The organism is Marinomonas spartinae (assembly GCF_900089775.1).
GTDB classification, from domain to species: domain Bacteria; phylum Pseudomonadota; class Gammaproteobacteria; order Pseudomonadales; family Marinomonadaceae; genus Marinomonas; species Marinomonas spartinae.
The window spans coordinates 1-3,674 of sequence record NZ_FLOB01000027.1 but is presented as its reverse complement, the minus strand read 5'-3'; the positions used below and the strand labels follow the sequence as shown (position 1 = coordinate 3,674).

The following is a 3,674-nucleotide window of genomic DNA, read 5'->3' as shown; positions in this document are numbered from 1 at the left end:
CTTGGCGAAATCCTTTTTGAGGACCATCAAGCTCTGAAAGGTACATAGAGGGAACATGCGTTATTTTTGCTGCAAAAGCTAATTTACCCATACGGCTTCTCCACTTTTATAATTATCGATACAAAATCTCAGGTAACACAAGCGCGATGGAACTGACAAATACGATCAACCCCAAGCGAACCATGTCTGCGCACCAAAATGGTGTTATACCTTTAAAAATTGTCCCTGCTTTTACATTGTCTAGCACCGCACTGAGAACAAATACATTCATGCCCACAGGTGGTGTAATCAAACTAATCTCCGTTACCACCACGACAACAATGCCAAACCAAACTAAGTCAAAACCTAAGCTTTGTACTAAGGGGTAAAAAATAGGCACGGTTAATAAAATCATTGAAAGGCTTTCGAAGACCATGCCTAAAACGAGATAAATACCGACTATAATCAGAATAACCCCCATTGGGGGCAAATGAAGGCTTTTCACAAACGCTAAAAGCTCATCCGGTAAACCCGCCATGGTAATAAAGTCTGAAAAGATCAGCGCGCCAATTAACACGGTGAATAACATAGCGGTTGTTCTTCCCGTATCAATTAACGCATGGAAAAATGCCGACCAGCTAAGAGAGCGGCGCATAACAGCAATCAAGAATGCCCCACCCGCACCAATCCCAGCAGCTTCAGTAGGCGTAAACACCCCAAGATAGATGCCTCCCATTACAATGCAGAACAACAAAAGGACGCCCCACACATTACGCATGGCGGCAACACGTTCGGAAAAATTGGCTTTTTCTGCGCTAGGGCCGTACTCAGGGTGCCTCCAGACAACATAACGAACCGCCGCAAGATAGAGCAAAATGCCTAACAAGCCTGGAAGAAAACCTGCAGCAAACAGCTCACGAATACTGGTTTCCGTTAATAAGCCGTAGATCAATAAGATCACGCTTGGTGGAATCAAAATACCTAACGTAGACCCCGCCGCGATTGAAGCGCTCGCCAAACCGTCTTGGTAGCCATATTTTCTCATCGAGGGCATCGCTACTTTTGCCATGGTGGCCGAGGTTGCTAAGCTGGAACCACAGATAGCGGAAAAACCGCCACAAGCAACAATCGTTGCCATCGACAGACCGCCCTTTCGATGCCCTAGAAAAGCATTCGAAGCGCGATAAAGCTCACCGGACAAGTTCGCTTTGGTGACGAAATTCCCCATCAGGATAAATAAGGGAATTACAGACAAACTGTACTCTTGGGAAGTGTCAACAATTCGGTTGGCGGCCAATGCAATCGGACCTGTCCAACGAAAATCAAATACATTATCCCACCCCAGTCCTTGTAGATAAGCAAACCCTGTGATTCCCACCAATCCCATTGCAAAAGCAATTGGTACCCTAAAGACGAGGATTAATAGAAGAAGAATGGAAAAGCCGATTAAAGAATCCAGCATTACGCAGCCTCCTTCTTACGACAAAATAAGCTTGTGATTGCTTTATAGATCAATATCGCCGCTGTTAAATACATCATGATGGCGATAAATTGTACGAAGTAAGAGACCGGAATAAGAAGGAATTCTGTTACCACACCACGACGCAACGAACGTAATGCTTGGAACCAAATGCGATCCGCCACAAAAATACAGCCAATACCGATAGCTAAGCTCATAATGAAAGAGCAAACAGTAGCAAACCAATCGGGCAAAACACGATCTAATATATCAACCACCACATGTGCCCCCGTCAAAGTGACGACGGGTATTTGGCAAAAAACGATGATACCTAATGCCAGCTCAGTTAATTCTGTTGTGCCGTTTATTGAGTTATTGAATACATAGCGCCCAATCACATCACTACATGTCAACACCATAAGCGCAAATAACATAACGGCAGACACCGCTTCAAGAAGAAAGGCTAGCCATTTGGCCAGCCCTAAATCTCCATGATGCAGGTTCACTGCCGTCGTGAGCCATTCATAAGGAGAGCGAGACATTCATTACTCCTTATGTTTTGCCGCATATTGCATCGCGGTTTCACGCAAATAAGATAAAGCGGCATCGCCATTAAAGCCTTTCTTATCCACACCTTTAACCCACTCAGTCGCCACATTATCAATGCGCTGATTCACTTCTTTAGCCAGTGTTGAGTTCGGCTTCACAACGTGAATCTTCACCCCCGCCTCACGTGCGCTTTGTAAGCCCGCAACATCGCCAGCATCCCACGCTTTACCAGCCAAAACAGACAAAACTTCACCTGAAGCTTTGTTAATCGCCTCTTGATCTTGTTTACTCAAATCATCAAAAACATCAGGGTTCATGAACATAGAAAAACTGCCCATGTACAAACCATTAGGGAACAAAGTGAGGTCTTTCGTCACCTCTGCCAATCGTAAAGTTTTCATTTCACCGACCGGTAAAAACGCACCATCAATCACGCCCTGCTGCATCATTTCATAGACTTTAGGGGCTGGCGCACCTACCGGCGTGATATGAAATCGATCAGCGAGCTGACTTTGTACACCACCACCGATGCGAATTTTCTTATTTTCTAAATCTTTAATATCCTTGATCGGAAAATTAGAGTAGATCTGCCCTGGTCCATGAGTAAAAAGCGCCAATAATTTAAGCCCATCAAATTCATGGGATTTAGCAAAGTATTTTTGGTAGGTGTTCCAAAGAGCGTAGGACGCCGCTTCGGCATTCGTTCCAAGACCTGGTTGCTCAACCACTTGTGGCAATTCAAATCGCCCCGGTACATAGCCATGATAGCTATAACTGGCGTCTACAATGCCATCCTCAACCAGGTTCCACATTGATTTCGGATGCCCCATACCATAAACAATTTCAACCTTAAGTCGTCCATTCGTCGCTTTGCTAATTGCTTTGCCCCATTCAGGGATGACAACAGCATTCATTGGGTTTGTTGGAGGCAGCCAGCTCGCAACCCGAATGGTCTGAGCAAAAAGATTTGTCGCAAAAAGAAGGGTAACGCAGGTAAGTAATAGGTGTTTCAATTTCATCACAATCTTCCTTTTTTATATTTATGAGTGTCTCGAATGTGTTTTTGGGTAACATTACTTAAAAAGCGGATGTATATTGTTTTTATTAAATTTAAGAACAGGATCCAATTCCGTTAATTCAAACGATATTTGGCAATAGCTGGTATCAGTAATAGGTGCCATAAAGTCGCATAAAATCTTAAAAACATTTTCTGCCACCTCTTGCTTGAGCTCCTGGCTTCGACCATGACCTATTTTGAGATTTAGATTTAACAGGGAGAACTCCTCTCGACCATCTGCCACTCGGAAATGGTCAAGTCGAATCGCACGACTTCTCACCCCGCCAATAGGAAATTGCCCCGTTGATATCACATAATCGTGAAACGCTTTGAACATGGGTTGAAAGTCAATTTTCTCTTCAAGATTGGCTGAGTATTCAATAATAAAATGCGGCATAACGTTTCTCTCTAAACGAAAAAAAGCAGAGAGAGCCTCGTCTCTCTGCATGATATTAGTGTCCTATACACCCCATTTCGGAATGTGATGACTGCCCATACTGATACAGACGTTTTTAGGTTCACAGAAGACTTCGAAACTGTAATCTCCCCCTTCTCGCCCTGTGCCAGACGCTTTCATACCACCAAATGGGGTTCGAAGATCTCGCACGTTTTGGCTATTAACAAACATCA

5 protein-coding genes are annotated in these 3,674 nt (G+C 44.1%); all 5 read right to left on the bottom strand.

What is annotated here, in order from left to right:
- Positions 1-112: 112 nt before the first annotated feature.
- Genes MSP8886_RS21710 through MSP8886_RS22040 form a run of 5 tightly spaced genes read right to left on the bottom strand, consistent with a single transcriptional unit; the run spans position 113 to position 3,672 of the window.
- Positions 113-1,441 carry a TRAP transporter large permease gene (locus MSP8886_RS21710; RefSeq protein ID WP_067021180.1) on the bottom strand — a complete coding sequence of 443 codons (1,329 nt, stop codon included), beginning with the start codon at positions 1,439-1,441 and terminating at the stop codon, positions 113-115.
- Positions 1,441-1,980 (bottom strand): TRAP transporter small permease, encoded by a 540-nt coding sequence (locus MSP8886_RS21705; RefSeq protein ID WP_067021177.1) that lies wholly within the window; start codon positions 1,978-1,980, stop codon positions 1,441-1,443. The genes MSP8886_RS21710 and MSP8886_RS21705 overlap by 1 nt, the downstream gene beginning before the upstream one ends.
- A gap of 3 nt (positions 1,981-1,983) precedes the next feature.
- On the bottom strand, positions 1,984-3,006 hold the full coding sequence (locus MSP8886_RS21700) for a TRAP transporter substrate-binding protein (protein WP_067021174.1): 1,023 nt from the start codon (positions 3,004-3,006) through the stop codon (positions 1,984-1,986).
- A gap of 54 nt (positions 3,007-3,060) precedes the next feature.
- A complete protein-coding gene (locus MSP8886_RS21695) occupies positions 3,061-3,492 on the bottom strand; it encodes a 5-carboxymethyl-2-hydroxymuconate Delta-isomerase (RefSeq protein ID WP_245659173.1) in 432 nt (143 codons plus the stop codon).
- A gap of 12 nt (positions 3,493-3,504) precedes the next feature.
- Positions 3,505-3,672: an aldehyde dehydrogenase family protein gene (locus MSP8886_RS22040; RefSeq protein WP_083201098.1), complete on the bottom strand. Its 168-nt coding sequence runs from the start codon at positions 3,670-3,672 to the stop codon at positions 3,505-3,507.
- Between the last annotated feature and the right edge of the window lie 2 nt (positions 3,673-3,674).